The 16,753-nt window shown below is 67.8% G+C and carries 16 protein-coding genes; 13 read left to right on the top strand and 3 right to left on the bottom strand.

The annotated features are described in order from the left end of the window. Window positions 1–38 precede the first annotated feature (38 nt). Window positions 39–968 carry a LysR family transcriptional regulator gene (locus WFQ67_RS29990; RefSeq protein ID WP_337058979.1) on the bottom strand — a complete coding sequence of 310 codons (930 nt, stop codon included), beginning with the start codon at window positions 966–968 and terminating at the stop codon, window positions 39–41. A gap of 367 nt (window positions 969–1,335) precedes the next feature. Between WFQ67_RS29990 and WFQ67_RS29995 the strand changes: the two genes are divergently transcribed. From WFQ67_RS29995 to WFQ67_RS30035, 9 genes are all read left to right on the top strand, one after another. Then, entirely contained in the window at window positions 1,336–3,696 is a 2,361-nt protein-coding gene (locus tag WFQ67_RS29995; protein ID WP_337058980.1) for a TonB-dependent receptor, read from the top strand. A 36-nt stretch (window positions 3,697–3,732) separates the two neighbouring features. Next, on the top strand, window positions 3,733–4,638 hold the full coding sequence (locus WFQ67_RS30000) for a TauD/TfdA dioxygenase family protein (protein ID WP_337058981.1): 906 nt from the start codon (window positions 3,733–3,735) through the stop codon (window positions 4,636–4,638). A 74-nt stretch (window positions 4,639–4,712) separates the two neighbouring features. After that, on the top strand, window positions 4,713–5,618 hold the full coding sequence (locus tag WFQ67_RS30005; protein WP_173176956.1) for a TauD/TfdA dioxygenase family protein: 906 nt from the start codon (window positions 4,713–4,715) through the stop codon (window positions 5,616–5,618). A gap of 421 nt (window positions 5,619–6,039) precedes the next feature. After that, a complete protein-coding gene (locus tag WFQ67_RS30010) occupies window positions 6,040–6,849 on the top strand; it encodes an energy transducer TonB (protein ID WP_285960479.1) in 810 nt (269 codons plus the stop codon). A 37-nt stretch (window positions 6,850–6,886) separates the two neighbouring features. Further along, window positions 6,887–7,600: a MotA/TolQ/ExbB proton channel family protein gene (locus WFQ67_RS30015; RefSeq protein ID WP_111264622.1), complete on the top strand. Its 714-nt coding sequence runs from the start codon at window positions 6,887–6,889 to the stop codon at window positions 7,598–7,600. Between the two features lies 1 nt (window position 7,601). Then, on the top strand, window positions 7,602–8,003 hold the full coding sequence (locus WFQ67_RS30020; protein WP_111264621.1) for an ExbD/TolR family protein: 402 nt from the start codon (window positions 7,602–7,604) through the stop codon (window positions 8,001–8,003). A gap of 60 nt (window positions 8,004–8,063) precedes the next feature. Then, window positions 8,064–8,684, top strand: a complete 621-nt coding sequence (locus WFQ67_RS30025) for a glutathione binding-like protein (protein ID WP_337058982.1) — start codon at window positions 8,064–8,066, stop codon at window positions 8,682–8,684. A gap of 122 nt (window positions 8,685–8,806) precedes the next feature. Then, a complete protein-coding gene (locus tag WFQ67_RS30030) occupies window positions 8,807–9,382 on the top strand; it encodes an RNA polymerase sigma factor (protein WP_337058983.1) in 576 nt (191 codons plus the stop codon). Next, window positions 9,379–10,377, top strand: coding sequence for a FecR family protein (locus WFQ67_RS30035; protein WP_337058984.1), 999 nt, complete (start codon window positions 9,379–9,381; stop codon window positions 10,375–10,377). Before WFQ67_RS30030 ends, WFQ67_RS30035 begins: the two co-directional genes overlap by 4 nt. A 263-nt stretch (window positions 10,378–10,640) precedes the next feature. Here the strand turns inward: WFQ67_RS30035 and WFQ67_RS30040 are convergent, their stop codons facing one another. Continuing rightward, window positions 10,641–11,831 (bottom strand): trans-sulfuration enzyme family protein, encoded by a 1,191-nt coding sequence (locus WFQ67_RS30040; protein WP_337058985.1) that lies wholly within the window; start codon window positions 11,829–11,831, stop codon window positions 10,641–10,643. Window positions 11,832–12,046: 215 nt separating this feature from the next. Further along, on the bottom strand, window positions 12,047–12,829 hold the full coding sequence (locus tag WFQ67_RS30045; protein ID WP_173176888.1) for a MetQ/NlpA family ABC transporter substrate-binding protein: 783 nt from the start codon (window positions 12,827–12,829) through the stop codon (window positions 12,047–12,049). 275 nt (window positions 12,830–13,104) lie between these two features. Between WFQ67_RS30045 and WFQ67_RS30050 the strand changes: the two genes are divergently transcribed. From WFQ67_RS30050 to tcyN, 4 genes are all read left to right on the top strand, one after another. Next, window positions 13,105–14,112 carry a D-cysteine desulfhydrase gene (locus WFQ67_RS30050; RefSeq protein ID WP_337058986.1) on the top strand — a complete coding sequence of 336 codons (1,008 nt, stop codon included), beginning with the start codon at window positions 13,105–13,107 and terminating at the stop codon, window positions 14,110–14,112. A gap of 108 nt (window positions 14,113–14,220) precedes the next feature. Then, window positions 14,221–15,021: a cystine ABC transporter substrate-binding protein gene (gene tcyJ, locus WFQ67_RS30055; RefSeq protein ID WP_213627176.1), complete on the top strand. Its 801-nt coding sequence runs from the start codon at window positions 14,221–14,223 to the stop codon at window positions 15,019–15,021. Continuing rightward, entirely contained in the window at window positions 15,018–15,686 is a 669-nt protein-coding gene (tcyL, locus tag WFQ67_RS30060; RefSeq protein ID WP_173176881.1) for a cystine ABC transporter permease, read from the top strand. The genes tcyJ and tcyL overlap by 4 nt, the downstream gene beginning before the upstream one ends. Beyond that, a complete protein-coding gene (gene tcyN, locus WFQ67_RS30065; RefSeq protein WP_337058987.1) occupies window positions 15,686–16,432 on the top strand; it encodes an L-cystine ABC transporter ATP-binding protein TcyN in 747 nt (248 codons plus the stop codon). The genes tcyL and tcyN overlap by 1 nt, the downstream gene beginning before the upstream one ends. The last annotated feature ends 321 nt before the right edge of the window (window positions 16,433–16,753 follow it).

Raw genomic sequence — 16,753 nt, forward strand, 5'->3', positions numbered from 1 at the left:
GGGTGGACCGATGTGCACCGTGCCTCGCCGAGGGGCTGTCAGGCGATGCGCCGGGCTTGCGCGGCCTCGGCGCCGTCCAGTTCGACGACGATTTCGATCAGCGCGCGCGCCGCCGGGGAGAGGCGGTAGCCGGTGCGGGTGACGATGCCGCAGCGGGCGGAGAGGCTTTCCAGGTTCTCCGGCAGGTTGCGAAAGCGCAGCAGCTCCAGCTCGCCGCTCTCCAGCAGCGGTGCCAGGGTCTCCAGCATGCCCACGCCAATGGCGTCGGTGCGGCGCACCACCTGCATCAGCGCGGGCACATGCTCGCATTCCAGGTTGAGGGTGAAGTCGGCCTTGCCGCTGAAGCCTGCCAGCAGCTTGCGGATGCCCGCCGGCAGCCGCGTGGCGGCCAGCGGGTAGTCGAACATGTCGTTGGTGGAGAGGCTTTCCTTGGCCAGCAACGGGTGCCCCCGACGGCAGAAGAAACGCCCGTTGCGCGGAGTCAGTTCGCGGGTCTGGAAGTTGGGGTCGATCTCGAACTGGCGTATGTCGGCGATGAAGAACTCGATCTCGTCGCGGGCCAGCAGGCGGCCCAGGGTTTCCCAGTTGTTCACTTCGAAACGGGTGTTGATGCGCGGATGGCGGGCGATGAACTCGGCCAGGGCGTCGGGCACCAGCTTGGCCGCCGGCGCCGGGCCGCAACCGAAGTGCAGCTCGCCGGCATCCAGCTTGGTCATCTGGTCGATCTCCCGAGCCAGGTTGCTCGCCCCCTGCACCAGGCGCAGGGCGTGCTGCAGCACCACCTGGCCTTCCGGCGTGGGGCGCAGGTCCTTGTTGCCCCGGTCGACCAACTGGCAGCCGAAGGCCTGCTCCAGGCCCTGGATGCTGCGGCTGAAGGCCGGCTGGGTGATGCCCATGGCATCGGCCGCGCGGACGAAGCTGCGGTGTTCCACGAGGGCGATGAAATAACGGAGTTGGCGCAGGTCCATCATGCTTTACCGGCATCGAAAATATAGGTCGAAGGCATTTGCCCCCATCTGGGTGCTGGTTTTAAATGCAGGCTCTTATTCCGTCAACGAAGCTTGTTTAGATAAATAAGATTAAAAAGGAATAAGTATATGGCCCAGCCCGAAGGGGGATACCCGATGACCACGCCAGCACGATTTCCCGCCCTCGCCATGACCCGGCTCCTCGCGCCGCTCATGTGCGCCTGTCGCTGACAGCCGGACCCTGAGCCCGGCGGCCATCCAAGCCGCCTGACGCTCCCCCGAACACACGCCGCCCCGACCGTCGCCCTGCGTGCGATGCGGGCCCGCTCCGCCCGGAAAAAGCCGGGCCCCGAACAAGGATCGCCCCATGTGCCAACGCCGTACCGCCTTCCCCTCGCCCCTCGCCCGACCGCTGGCGCTGCAGCGCCTGGCCGCCGTGGACTATGCACTGACCCTGCTGCTGGCCCTTGGCGCCGGTAGCGCCTGGGCCGCCGAGGGCAACACCGAGCAGCAAGTGGACAAGGATGTCGCCCTGCAGAAGGTCACCGTCACCGCCCGCCGCCGCGAGGAAGACGTGCAGGACGTGCCCACGCCCATCACCACCCTCAGCGGCAGCGCCCTGGAGACCCAGCGCATCTACAAGGTGCAGGACCTGCAGCAGGTGCTGCCCAGCGTCAACGTCGCCTTCATCCATGCCCGCCAGTCCAGCGTCGCGGTGCGCGGCATCGGCAACAACCCGGCGAGCGACGGCCTCGAAGGCAGCGCCGGGGTCTACCTCGACAACGTCTATCTCGGTCGCCCGGGCATGGCGGTGTTCGACCTGCTGGACATCGAGCAGCTGGAACTGCTGCGTGGCCCCCAGGGCACGCTGTTCGGCAAGAACACCACCGCCGGCGTGCTCAATATCAGCACCCGCGCACCCACCTTCAGCCCCGAGCGCACGGTGGAGGTTTCCGGCGGCCAGGACGGCTACTTCCAGGCCAAGGGCACGGTCAACGGCGCCCTCACCGAAACCCTCGCCGCGCGCCTGTCGGCCTACCGCACCCGTGACGACGGCTTCATCAAGAACATCCACGACGGCAACGACCTCAACGGCGGTGCACGCCAGGGCGTGCGCGGGCAGTTCCTCTTCGAGCCCAACGAGGACTTCAGCCTGCGCTGGATCAACGACTACAACGAGGAGGATTCGAGCACCGGCACCATGGTCGTCTACGGCGCGCCGGCCCGTTACTGGCAGCGCGCGGCCCTGGCAGGTGCCTCGCCGGTGCGCGACCCGGACGACAGGAAGGTCAACATCGACGGCCGCCAGAACGTCAGCGTGCACCAGGGCGGCAGCTCGGTGGAGGCTAACTGGAGCCTCGCCGGCGGCTACAAGCTGACCTCCATCAGCGCCTACCGCTACTGGCACTTCACCCCGGCCAACGACGAGAGCCTCAACGTGCCGGCGCTGCTCAACACCGGCGTGGAAGTGCACGACCGCCAGTTCTCCCAGGAGATCCGCCTGGCCTCGCCCACCGGCGGCGCCTTCGACTACGTGGTCGGTGCCTACGTGTTCAACCAGAACCTGGGCAACAAGACCTTCACCGACTACGGCTCCCGGGCGGACCTGTTCCTGCTCGGCGCCAACCTGGGCGCCATCAACAACGTCAGCACCAAGGCCAACGGCAAGATCGAGACCGACAGCTACGCGCTGTTCGCCCAGGGCACCTGGCACCTCACCGACCGCCTCGACTTCACCGCCGGCCTGCGCGGCACCTACGAGGAAAAGGACGCCAACGTGCAGCGCTTCGCACCGGTCGGTGGTGCGGCGGTGACCGGCCAGGCTGCCGCCATCCGCGCGGCGCAACTGGGGGCCTATGACTCGGGCGACCTCGGCCTGCACAACGCGGCGCCCTCCTTCCTGCTGAACCTGGCCTACAAATTCGACGACGACCTGCTGGGCTACGCCTCCCTGGCCCATGGCGAGAAATCCGGCGGGGTGAACCTGGCCGTGGGCTCGGCCCCGGTGGCCGGCGCCGACTCGCTGCTGGTCGGCCCCGAGCGCGCCAACGATGCCGAGTTGGGCTTCAAGAGCACGCTGCTCGACCGCCGCCTGCTGCTCAACGCGAACCTGTTCTGGACCGGCATCCACGGCTACCAGGCCACCACCCTGTACCAGGCGCCGGGCTCCCCCAACGTCGTGCAGGTGCTGGCCAACGCCGGCAGCGTGCGCTCGCGCGGCCTGGAGTTCGAAGCCACCGCGCTGCCCGTGCGCGGCCTGACCCTGAACTTCAACGGCTCCTACAACGACGTCACCTACCTCAGCTTCAAGGACGCCCCGTGCCCCGGCGAGGTGAGCTCCGCCCCCGGCGCGCCGGCCACCTGCGACCTCACCGGCGAACGCGTGGTCGGCGCCTCGAAATGGATCGCCAACCTCAGCGGCGAATACAAGTGGCAGCTGGAGAACCGCATCGAGCCCTACCTCACCGCCAGCTATTCGTACCGTTCCGAGGCCGAAGGCACCCTGGACAACTCCGACCTTTCCAAGATCGACGGCTACGGCCTGGTCAACCTCTCGGCCGGCGTGCGCCGCGACCTGGGCGACGGCCAGGTGGACGCCTCCATCTGGGTGCGCAACGCCACCGACACCGACTACTACCTGAGCGCCTTCGCCTACCTGAACGGCGCCTACACGGCCTCGGTGGGCGCCCCGCGCACCGCCGGCGTCTCCCTGCGCTACGACTTCTGACCCCCAGCAGCACCCACCCAACTCGAGGACCGCACCATGAGCAACGCAGCACTGGCCAGCCAGCAGCCCGATATCCAGCTGGACATCCACCCCATCGCCGGGCGCATCGGCGCCGAGATCCGTGGCATCAGCCTCTCCGCCGAGCTGGACGCCGCCACCGTGGACGCCATCCAGGCCGCCCTGGTCCGTCACAAGGTGATCTTCTTCCGTGGGCAGACGCACCTCGACGACCAGGGCCAGGAGGCCTTCGCCAAGCTGCTCGGCGACCCCGTCGCCCACCCCACCGTGCCGGTGCGCGAAGGCACCCGCTACCTGCTGCAGCTCGACGGCGCCGAAGGCCAGCGGGCCAACTCCTGGCACACCGACGTGACCTTCGTCGACGCCTACCCCAAGGCCTCCATCCTGCGCAACGTGGTGGCCCCGGCCGCCGGCGGCGACACCGTCTGGGCCAACACCGCCACCGCCTACGCCGACCTGCCGGGCGAACTGCGCGAGCTGGCCGACAAGCTCTGGGCCATCCACAGCAACGAATACGACTACGCCGGCGTGCGCCCCAACGCGCCGGTGGAAAAGCTGGAGGAGTACCGCAAGGTGTTCACCTCCACCGTCTACGAGACCGAGCACCCGGTGGTGCGCGTGCACCCCGTCAGCGGCGAACGCAGCCTGCTGCTGGGGCATTTCGTCAAACGCCTCAAGGGCCTGTCCCAGTCCGACTCGGCGCACATCTTCGCCGTCCTCCAGGGCTACGTGACGCGCCTGGAGAACACCGTGCGCTGGCGCTGGCAGCCCGGTGACGTGGCCATCTGGGACAACCGCTCCACCCAGCACTACGCCGTCGACGACTACGACACGCAGCCGCGCATCGTGCGCCGCGTGACCCTGGCCGGCGACGTGCCGGTGGGCATCGACGGCCAGCGCAGCCGCACCACCCGCAAGGGCTGACGCGAGGCGTGCGGCGGGCCTTCGCGGATGCGCGGGCCCGCCGAGCCATCCCACCCCATGACAGGAGACCGACCATGACCCTGGCCACCCACACCCAGGCAGAACCCGCCGCACCGTTGCACCACGACGCCCCCTTCGCCATCACGCCCCTGGCCGCGCCCCTGGGGGCGGTGGTCAGCGGCTTCGACGCCACCCGCATCACCCCCGCCCAGGTGCTGGCCCTCAAGCAGGCCCAGCGCGAGCACCACATCCTGCTGTTCCGCGACCAGCACCTGGACGATGCCCAGTACCTGGCCTTCGCCACCCACTTCGGCGCGGTGTTCCAGCCGCCGGCGGACATCCCGGTGCTGTCCTCCGGCGTCGATGGCAAGGCGCCGGAGATCGTCAAGGTGGCCAACACCGAGGACGGCGAACTGGGCAACACCGCCATCCCCGCCCACGCCGACCACCACTGGACGCCGACGCCGTCCTCCGGCTCCTTCCTCTATGCCCTGGAAGTGCCCTCCAAGGGCGGCGAGACCCGCTTCACCAACCTGGCCCTGGCCTACAGCGCGCTGGACGAGGCCACCCGCCGCGAGATCGACCCGCTGCGGCTGATCACCTACAACCCCTTCATCCGCCTCAAGAACGGTGGCTACAACGGCGGCTTCGTCACCTACCGCACGCCGGATATCCCCGCCATCCAGGGCACCGAGCACCCGCTGGTGCGCACCCACCCGGAAAGCGGCAAGCGCCTGCTGTTCCTCGGCGTGCACACGGAAGTGGAAATCCCCGGCGCCGACCCCGAATACGGCAAGGCGCTGATCGGTCGCCTGCGCGAGCACCTGGAAAACCCGCGCTTCCACTACGCCCATGCCTGGCGCGCCGGCGATATCGTCTGGTGGGACAACCAGGCCGTCCTCCATGCCCGCAACGGCTTCCCCGCCACCGAAAAACGCCGCATGAAGCGCATCAGCCTGAGCGGCAGCCGCCCCTTCTGATCCCTCCGCCCCGCCAGCCTCCCCTGTGGAAGCCAATCCGTTCGCGAAAGGGCCCGACGCCAATGCGTGGGGCCTGGTGCAGGATCGATCCGTGCGATGCCGGAATGAACCTGTAGGGCGGCTCCGGTCGCCAAGCGGTGCGCCGCATCGCCGTCCCCCACCGCTTTCAATGCCTTCCCGGCATATTTTCGATGCCTACAAAGCATTCGAAATTAAAAATCCTTATTTTTCAGGAGTTTAGAAATTTATATTCCATTAGGTAATTAATGAATCATTAAAAATTACTTTATGGGATAAGCCGCAAAACCAATCATTTCCCCGTGGCCGACCGCTCTGGAATGGCCCTCATGCAGCTCCGCAGCTGCCCTCCGATCACTTTCCGGTGCACAGGCCGGATTTTTTCCAACCGGGAGTCTTGCCGATGGGCAATGTCCTCAAAGCCGACAGCGCGAGCGACCTGCTGTGGCGTGAAGCGCGCAGCCCTGGCGAAGTGCGTGACCTCGGCGTGCCGCTGCGCCATGCCCTCGGCGCGTCGCGCTTCAAGGGCCGCGACGGTCGTGTGCTCGGTCGTCGCGAAGCGCTGTTGCTGGGCGCCTTCGCCCTGGTGCTGCATGCCGGCGTTCTCTACTGGGTGAGCAACAAGCCCACTCCGGCGCTGCCCGAGGTGCCGCCCGAGATTCCGCCCATGACCATCGAATTCACCACGCCGGCACCGCCCGTGGTGGAACCGCCGCCGCCCGAGCCGCCACCGCCTCCGGTCGTCGAGCCGCCGCCCCCCGTGGTGGAGGAGCTCGCGGTCAAGCCGCCGCCGCCCAAGCCGGTGCCCAAGCCGAAGCCGAAACCCGTGCCCAAGCCGGCACCCAAGCCGGTGGAGGCGCCGCCCCCGCCGCCCAAGGTGGAGGCGCCGCCCGCGCCCCCGGCACCCCCGGCTCCGCCCGCGCCGGCACCGGTCACGCCGCCCTCGGCCAACGCCGGCTACCTGCGCAACCCGGCGCCGGAGTACCCCTCCTTCGCCCAACGTCGCGGCTGGGAAGGCACGGTGCTGCTGCGGGTCCACGTTCTGGCCAGCGGCTCGCCCAGCGAGGTGCAGATACAGAAGAGCAGTGGTCGCGACCTGCTCGACGAGGCGGCGATCAAGGCCGTCAAACGCTGGACCTTCGTACCCGCCAAGCGCGGCGACGTGGCCCAGGATGGCTGGGTCAGCGTGCCCATCGACTTCAAATTGAACTGAACAGATTCGCGCCCCGGCGCACTTGGAGGATCGCAACATGGACCTACTCAACAACCCCTTCGGCTCGGTCGAGCACCTCGTGATCTGGCTGCTGATCGGCTTCTCGGTCGTCACCTGGGGCCTGGCCCTGGTCAAGGGCATCCAGTTCGCCCGTCTCAAGCACCAGGACCGCAAGTTCCAGAAGCTGTTCTGGAGCGCCACCAGCCTGGACAGCGCCGCCGACCTGGTGCAGGACCACGCCGGTGCCGTCGCCCACGTGGCCCAGGCCGGTTTCGCCGCGATCCAGGTGCAGGGCGGCCAGCCCGGCGACCTGAGCCAGGCGATCAACCACCAGGACCGCCTCGAGCGCGCCCTGCGCCAGCAGATCCAGCGTGAGCGCCGCTCCCTGGAATCGGGCCTCGCGGTGGTCGCCTCCATCGGCTCCACCTCGCCCTTCATCGGCCTGTTCGGCACCGTGTGGGGGATCATGGAAGCGCTCAAGGGCATCAGCCTGGCCGGTTCCGCCAGCCTGGAAACCGTCGCCGGCCCCATCGGCGCGGCGCTGATCGCCACCGGCGTCGGCATCGCCGTCGCGGTGCCCGCGGTACTGGTCTACAACTATTTCCTGCGCAGCCTCAAGCTGACCGCCGCCGACCTCGACGACTTCGCCCACGACTTCTACAGCCTGGCCCAGAAGAGCGCCTTCAAGGTCATCGTCAACCCTGCCGCCGGCAAGCAGGGCGCCGCCCAGAAAGTGAAGGAGGCGTCCTGACATGGCCTTCTCCACACAAGACAGCGACGAAGTTCTCTCCGAGATCAACGTCACCCCGCTGGTGGACGTGATGCTGGTGCTGCTGGTGGTGTTCATCGTCACCGCGCCGCTGCTCACCAACGCCATCCCGATCAACCTGCCGAAGACCGAAGCGGTCGCACCGCCGGACCAGAAGGACCCGCTGGTGGTGAGCATCGACGGCGAAGGCAAGCTGTTCATCAACAAGGACGAGATCCAGCCGGACCTGCTGCAGGGCAACCTGGAGGCCGCCAAGGCCAAGGACCCGGAGCTGCGTGTGCAGCTGCAGGCGGACGACAAGGTCGACTACGGCGCGGTGGCCAAGGCCATGGCCTCCATCGAGCGCGCCGGGATCACCAAGCTGGCGGTGATCACCGCCCGCTGAGCATTTGGCCACCCGCCTTCAGGCAGGGGGAGGGTGGCCTTTTTTATTCGAGGACGCGCAATGACCACCCTGTTCATCTCCCCGGGCGCCTGCTCGCTGGCCTGCCATGTCGCGGTGCGCGAGCTGGCGCTGCCGATCCAGGTCGAGCGCGTGGCCTTGCGCACCGCTGATTCGCCCATCCACGCCATCAACCCGCTGGGCCGCGTGCCGGCCCTGCAACTGGACGACGGCACCGTGCTCACCGAGAACAGCGCGATCCTCCCGTACCTCGCCGACCTGGTGCCGGGCACGCCGCTGTTCGCTCCGGCCGGCAGCGTCGAGCGCGCGCAGATCCAGGGCTGGCTCGGCTACCTGGCGGCGGAGGTGCACGCCGCCTCCTTCCGCCCGCTGAACCGCCCCGAACGCTACTCCGCCGATACCGGCGCCCACGACGGCATCCGGGCGCAGGCACGGGTGCAGCTTTATCGCGCCTTCGAACATATCGAGCGCCACCTCGAGAACCGCACCTGGCTGGTAGGTGAGCGCTTCACCCTCGCCGACGCCTACCTGGGCGTGTTCAGCCTGTGGCTCGGTCGCATCGGCGGCGAGTTCGAGCAGCTCACCGCCGTGGCGCGCCTGCGCCAGGCCTTCCTTGGCCGGGCTGCGGTGCGTGAGGCGCTGGGGGTCGAGGGGCTGGCCTGAAAGAAGCCGCACCGATAGATGATCGGAGCGGCGGTTTTCTATGCAGGATTCTTGATAAGAATTATCATTCGCTGCCTTTCGAAGCCCCGGTCTTATCCGGAGCGCGCCTCAGCAGTGATCCGATGTCCGATTCCGACGCCCCGGCCGAGCCCCGGCCGCAGACCTCCGACGAGCCATTGGCGCGCGAGGACCTGCTGCGCGTGTTCCTCGCCCAGCGGGAGCGGATGGAGGCGCTGGTCAGCCGGCGCGTCGGCTGTCGCGCCACGGCGGCGGACCTGGTGCAGGACCTGTTTCTGCGCTTCTGGCGGCGCCCTGCGGCACCGGTGGAAGACCTCGCCACCTACCTGCTGCGCAGCGCCCACAACCTCGCCATCGACCACATGCGCAGCGAGGGTGCGCGGACCCGTAACGAGGCCGGCCTGCTGCTCGAGCAGGACGAGGCGCCGCCCCCGGAGGTGGCGCTGGAGGCCGGGCACGACCTGCGGCATGTCGACGCGGCGTTGCGCTCGTTGCCCGAGCGCACGCGCCACATCTTCCTGCTCAACCGCATCCACGGCAGCACCTATGGCGACATCGCCCGCGCGATGGGGCTGTCCCTGTCGGCGGTGGAAAAACATATGATGCGTGCCTTGGAAGCCTGCAAGGCCAGCCTGCTCGACAGGCCGGCCGTCATCTCGCCGGGGAGCGCGAAACCATGAGTCTCGATCAGCAGCGGCCCAGCGCCGCCAGCACCAGCCAGCAGGCGGCCGAACAGGCGGCGTGGCTGTGGATCGGGCGCATGCAGGGGCGGCCCTCGGCGGCCCAGCGCGAGGCCTTCGAGCGCTGGCTCTACGCGGATGTCACCCACATCGAGGCCTACGCCCAGGCCCAGGAACTGTGGAAGCGCACCTGGCCCGCGGCCTCCGCGCTGGCCGCCGAGGAGGATGCACGCCTGCGCCAGTACCTGGTGCGCATGGCCGAGCGCCCGGCGGCCGGACGGCGCTGGGGCGCCGTGCTGGCGATGGCGGCGAGCCTGGCCCTGGTGGTCTGGGGCGGCGGCTGGAAGCCCGTCGACTGGCTGCAGGACCTGGGCGCCGACTACGTCTCCGCGCCGGGCGAGATTCGCACGCTGACGCTCGCCGATGGCTCGGTCATCACCCTGGACGCCGACAGCGCCGTGAGCGTCGACCTGCGCGCCGACGAGCGTCATGTCGAACTGCGCCGGGGCGCGGCCTTCTTCGAGGTCAGCCACGGCGAGGTGCCTTTCGTGGTGGAAGCCGCCGGCGGCGAGGCGCGGGTGCTTGGCACACGCTTCGGCGTGCGCCTGCGCCATGGCGGCGCGCGGGTCACGGTGGAGCAGGGCAGGGTGGGCGTCACCGCTGCGCCCGGGCAACCGCAGGCCGTGCTCAGCGCCAACCAGCAGCTCGCCTACAGCGATGGCAGGGCCGCCGAGGCCTGGACCGTGGACGCCCCGGCCCAGCTGTCCTGGCGCGAAGGTCGCCTGACCTTCTACAAGACGCCCCTGGCCGATGTGCTGGCCGACCTCGCGCGCTACTACCCTGGCCGTATCGTCCTGCTGGACGACGAGCTGGCCGCGCGCCGCATCAGCGGCAGCTTCCCCAGCAACGACCCCCACGCCATCCTCGACTCCCTGCGAGCCGTGGTCGGCTTCCGCCAGCACGAGGTGCTGGGGCGGCTGATCGTCCTGCGCTGAGCCGGCGTGACTCAGGGGCACGGATCGATGGATTCGTGTCCCGTGGAACGCCGCCCGCCCATCTGCGGAACATCGGCCCCGCAGGGGCGAGTGGCGCTGCCTGCATGAGCGGTTGTGAACCTGATGCGAAGCCTCAAGCCCGGTGCTCTTCGAGCATTCATGGCGCCCTCACGTCCACCGCGCGGGTTTCGCTTCGCGCTACGCCACCCTACGGGAGCCACTGCGCCCCGAGAGCGCTGCCGGGCCGAGGCCCGGGCTACCCGTCAGAGGCCATCCAGCGCCTGCACGAAGTCCGCGATGATGTCGTCGGCGTCCTCGATGCCCACCGAGACGCGGATGGTGCCGTCGTGGATATCGAGCTCCGCCAGGGCCTCGCTGGAAAGGGCGCGGTGGCTGGTCTTGCCGGGGTGGGTGATGCTGCTGGCGACGCCGGCCAGCGAGGGCGCGAACGCGGTGCGCTGCAGGCTGCGGATCAGGCCGTCCACCTCCGCCAGGCCGCCCTCGAGGGTGAAGGCGAGCATGCCCGAGGTGCCCTTGGGGAACAGCCGCCGGGCCAGTTCGAAGTCCGGGTGCGAGGGCAGCCCCGGGTAGAACACCTTTGCCACCTTCGGATGGGCCTCCAGCGCCTCGGCCAGGGCCTGGGCGTTGGCGGAGTGGGCCTTCATGCGCAGGGCCAGGGTCTTGGCGCCACGGAAGGTCAGCCAGGCTTCGAAGGGGCTGGCGCTGCCGCCGGCATTGATCTGGAAGCGCCGCGCCTGGGCGATCCATTCGGCGTCTCCGACGAGGATGCCGCCGGTGGCGTCGCTGTGGCCGTTGAGGTACTTGGTGGTGCTGTGCAGCACCAGGTCGGCGCCGGCCGCCAGCGGGTTGTAGAGCGCCGGGGAGAGGAAGGTGTTGTCCACCAGCAGCTTCAGCCCGCGCGCCCTGGCCAGCGTCGCCAGGGCGGGGATGTCGCTGATGCGCACCAGCGGGTTGGAGGCGGTCTCGGTGTAGATCAGCCGCGTGGCCGGGGTGATGGCCGCTTCTACCGCCGCCAGGTCGTTGATCTCCACCAGGGTGGCGGTGATGCCGAAGCGCGCCAGTTCCTTCTCGATCAGGCTCTGGGTGGTGCCGTACAGCTCGCGACTGGCGATCAGGTGGTCGCCGGCATTCAGCCGGCCCAGCAGCGCCGCGCTCACCGAGGCCATGCCGGAGGCGGAGAACAGCGCCGCCTCGCCGCCTTCCAGGTCCCGCACCAGTTGCTCCAGCGCCGCCTGGTTGGGGTTGGCGATGCGGGTGTACATGTAGTTGTCCGGGTTGCCGGCGAGGAAGTCGTCCACCTGCTCCAGGTTGTCGTAGACGAACACCGAGGACTCGTAGATGGGCAGGCTCTTGGGCCGGGTGACCATCTTGCGGTCGACATCGTTGCCGCTGTGCACCGCGCGGGTGGAAAGGCCGGGTCTGGATTCGGGCATGGGGAGTTCTCCAAAGGCAGGCGAGCGCGTGGGAGCGAATTCATTCGCGATGGACCGCGCAGCGGTCCCAGGCCTTGCAGCGCGTGCCTGCGGCACGCATTCGCGGATGAATCCGCTCCCACACAAAAAAGAACGCCGACGATAGTCGAGACTCGTCGGCGTGAGGAGAGGCGTGGGCACAGGCGGTGCCCACACCATCGTGGCTCGGGGGTCGATCAGAAGGCCGGGACTACCGCGCCGGAGTACTTCTTCTCGATGAAGGCCTTCACTTCCGGGCTGGTCAGCGCGGCGGAGAGTTTCTTGATGGCGTCGCTGTCCTTGTTGTCCGGACGGGCGACCAGGTAGTTCACGTAGGGCGAGGTGCGGTCTTCCAGCACCAGGGCGTCCTTGGACGGGTTGAGCTTGGCTTCCAGCGCGTAGTTGGTGTTGATCAGGGCCAGGTCGACCTGGTCCAGCACGCGCGGCAGCAGGGCCGCTTCCAGTTCCTTGAACTTGAAGTTGTGCGGGTTCTCGGCGATGTCCTTCGGGGTGGCCAGGGCGTTGCTCGGGTCCTTGAGCTTCAGCAGGCCGGATTTCTGCAGCAGGAGCAGGGCGCGACCGCTGTTGCTGCCTTCGTTGGGAATGGCGATGGTGGCGCCGTCCGGCAGCTCCTTCAGGGATTTGTACTTGCTGGAGTAGCCGCCGAAGGGCTCGACGTGCACACCCTTGACGATCACCAGGTGGGTGCCCTTGCCGCTGTTGAAGTTGTCCAGGTAGGGCTTGGTCTGAAAGTAGTTGGCGTCCAGGTGCTTCTGGTCGACCTGCAGGTTCGGTTGGACGTAGTCGGTGAAGACCTTCACTTCCAGATCCACGCCTTCCTTCGCCAGCTGCGGCTTGATCAGCTCGAGGATCTCGGCATGGGGAACCGGGGTGGCGGCGACGGTGAGTTTCTCGGCGGCGCTGGCCAGGGAGGCGGAAAGGGCGGCGGCCAGGGCGGTGAGGAGCAGGGTCTTCTTCATGAGGGTCCTTGGTGTTCGGCAAGCTCCGGCTGGATCATCAGCCGCGAGCGGGGTGTCGGGGTTCCCGGTCTGGGTGTCGCCGGGTTGGATGCGACACTACGGCGATTTTTTATAACCAACAAATATCGTTTTATTATTTTTATATTCCATTAATGCCTTGATCAGGCGGGGCACGGAAGTGGCTCCAGCGTGCATCGATGTCGCTTCTGCGAATTGCTCCCAACGCCGTCGCTCACTAGAGTGATGCCCCATCTCCCGCAACACGAAGCCCCGCCATGATCGCCGCCGCCCTCGCTCGCGTCCCCCGCCTCGAACTGGTCACCTCGCCGACTCCCCTGGAGCCGCTTGCGCACCTTTCGCGCCAGCTCGGCCGTGACATCCGGGTCAAGCGCGACGACATCACCCCCTTCGCCCTCGGCGGCAACAAGGTGCGCAAGCTCGAATACCTGGCCCAGGACGCCCTGGCCCAGGGCGCCGACGTGCTGGTCACCGCCGGTGCCATCCAGTCCAACCACGTGCGCCAGACCGCCGCCCTCGCCGCGCGCCTGGGCCTGGGTTGCCTGGCACTGCTGGAGAACCCCATCGGCACCGCCGACCGCAACTACCTGGAAAACGGCAACCGCCTGCTGCTGGACCTGTTCGGCACCGAGGTGCAGTTGGTGCCCAACCTCGACACCGCCGACCAGCTGCTGGCCGAGGCCGCCGAGCGCCTGCGCGCCGCTGGCCGCACCCCCTACGTGGTGCCCATCGGCGGTTCCAACGCCCTCGGTGCACTGGGCTACGTGCGTGCCGGACTGGAGCTGGCCGAGCAGATCAAGGCCGGCGGCGTGCGTCCATCCGCCGTGGTGCTGGCCTCCGGCAGCGCCGGCACCCACGCCGGGCTCGCCCTGGCCCTGGAACACACCCTGCCCGGCATCCGCGTGGTGGGTGTCACGGTGTCGCGCCCCGACGCCACCCAGCGCCCCAAGGTGGAAGGCCTGCTGCAGCGCACCGCCGAACTTTTGGGCGTCCCGGTGCCCACGGGGCTGCGCGTGGAGTTGTGGGACCAGTACTTCGCCCCGCGCTACGGCGAGCCCAATGCGGGCACCTTCGGCGCCATCCGCCAGGTCGCGTCCAGCGAAGGGCTGCTGCTCGATCCCGTCTACACTGGCAAGGCGTTCGCCGGCCTGCTCGATGGCCTTGAACGTGGGGCCTTCGAGGGGAACGGCCCGGTGATCTTCCTGCACACCGGCGGCTCGCCCGCGCTCTTCGCCTACCACAGCGCCGGCAATGCGCAGGCTTGAGCGCTTATTCCCTGAATGGCGACAATCCAAACTTATTATTATTTTATTGAATAAAGCGACATCCCCAGAATTGCCACACTTTCGCCACCTGTCCCGTGAGGCTCACCCATGAAATTCGCAACCCTGCGTCGTCAATTCCTCATCGGCACCCTGGGCCTCGCCCTGGGCGCCAGTTTCGTCGGCAACAGCGCCGTGGCCGGCGAGCTGCTGCAGCAGATCAAGGACAAGGGCTCGGTCAAGGTCGGCCTGGAAGGCACCTACCCGCCCTTCAACTACCAGGATGAGAACGGCAAGCTCACCGGCTTCGAAGTCGAGTTCGCCGAAGCCCTGGCCAAGGAGCTGGGCGTGAAGGTCGAGTTCCAGCCGAGCAAGTGGGACGGCATCCTCGCCGCGCTGGAGTCCAAGCGCCTGGACCTGGTGATCAACCAGGTGACCATCTCCGAGGAGCGCAAGAAGAAGTACGACTTCTCCACCCCCTACACCGTTTCCGGCATCCAGGCCCTGGTGCGCAAGGGCAGCGAGGACAGCATCAAGAGCGCCGCCGACCTGGCCGGCAAGAAGGTCGGCGTGGGCCTGGGCACCAACTACGAACAGTGGCTGAAGGAAAACGCGCCGAAGGCCGATATCCGCACCTACGACGATGACCCCACCAAGTTCCAGGACCTCAACGTCGGCCGCATCGACGCCATCCTGGTGGACCGCCTGGCCGCCTTCGAAATGGTCGAGAAGACCGGTGGCCGCCTGGCGGTTGCCGGCGAGCCCTTCTCCCGCCAGGAGGCCGGCATCGCCCTGCGCAAGGGTGACCCGGAACTGCTCGCCGCCCTCGACAAGGCCATCGCCAAGCTGAAGGCCGACGGCACCCTCAAGGCGATCTCCGAGAAATGGTTCAAGGCTGACGTGACCCAATGATCGAAACCAGCCTGCAACTGGCGCTGGACTCCGCACCCTTCCTGCTCAAGGGTGCGCTCTACACGGTGGTACTGAGCCTCGGCGGCATGTTCTTCGGACTGCTGCTGGGCTTCGCCCTGGCCCTGGCGCGCCTCTATGCCATCGCCCCGGTGCGCGGCCTGGCGCGGGTCTACGTCTCGTTCTTCCGTGGCACCCCGCTGCTGGTGCAGCTGTTCATCATCTACTACGGCCTGCCCCAGCTCGGCCTGGAGCTGAGCCCACTGCTGGCGGCGCTGATCGGCTTCTCGCTGAACATGGCCGCCTACACCTCGGAGATCCTCCGCGCCGCCATCGCCTCCATCGACAAGGGGCAATGGGAAGCCGCCGCCAGCATCGGCATGAGCCGCAGCCAGGCACTGGTCCGCGCCATCCTCCCGCAGGCTGCGCGCACCGCCCTGCCACCGCTGGGCAACAGCTTCATCTCGCTGGTCAAGGACACCGCGCTGGCCGCCACCATCCAGGTGCCGGAGCTGTTCCGCCAGGCACAGCTGATCACTGCGCGCACCTTCGAGATCTTCACCATGTACCTGGCCGCCGCGCTGATCTACTGGGTGCTCGCCACCGTGCTGTCGCACTTCCAGGCCCGGCTCGAAGCGCGGGTCAACCGCCATGAACAGGACAGCTGATGATCACCGTCCGTAACCTGACCAAATCCTTCAAGGACCAGGCGGTGCTCAAGGGCATCGACCTGACCATCGAGCCGGGCGAAGTGGTCGCCATCATCGGCCCCAGCGGCTCGGGCAAGACCACCCTGCTGCGCTGCCTCAACCTGCTGGAAGAGCCCGACGGCGGCACCATCCAGGTGGGGCGGATCGAGATCGACGCCAACCAGCCGCTGAAGCAGCAGCAATGGCTGATCCGCCAACTGCGCCAGCACGTCGGCTTCGTGTTCCAGAACTTCAACCTCTTCCCCCACCGCACCGCGCTGGAAAACGTCATCGAAGGCCCGGTGGTGGTGAAGAAGGAACCCCGCGAGCGCGCCATCGACCGTGCTCGCAAGCTGCTGGCCAAGGTCGGCCTGGCGGGCAAGGAAGACGCCTACCCCAAGCGCCTTTCCGGCGGCCAGCAACAGCGGGTGGCCATCGCCCGCGCCCTGGCGATGGAACCGGACGTGATCCTCTTCGACGAACCCACCTCCGCCCTCGACCCCGAGCTGGTGGGCGAGGTGCTGACCACCATCCGCGGCCTGGTCGAGGAGAAGCGCACCATGGTCATCGTCACCCACGAGATGAGCTTCGCCCGGGACGTGGCCAACCGCGCGATCTTCATCGACAAGGGCGTGATCGTCGAACAGGGCGACGCCAAGACCCTGTTCAGCGCCCCGAAGGAAGAACGTACCCGGCAATTCCTCGCCAAGTTCCTGGTGGGCTAACGCCTATCGCTCTTGATCCTGTAGGGGCGACTTAAGTCGCCAAGCGGGCCACAGGCCCGCCCTGCGGAATCCATGGGACCGCTGCGCGATCCTCGGGCGAATGAATTCGCCCCTACAGGTAGGTCGCCCAAACGAAACCCCGTGGGAGCGAATTCATTCGCGATGGAGCGCAACGCGCTCCCGCCGTTTCACCGCCACCGTGCCCGCCGGAAAATCGGCCCTACGGGCCTTTCGCGAATGAATTCGCTCCCACAGCCGTAGCCCATTCGCCCCCTAAAACCGGGCGTTCCGACGAAACCTGTAGGGGCGACTTCAGTCGCC

Source organism: Pseudomonas sp. USHLN015 (assembly GCF_037153275.1).
GTDB lineage: Bacteria > Pseudomonadota > Gammaproteobacteria > Pseudomonadales > Pseudomonadaceae > Metapseudomonas > Metapseudomonas tohonis.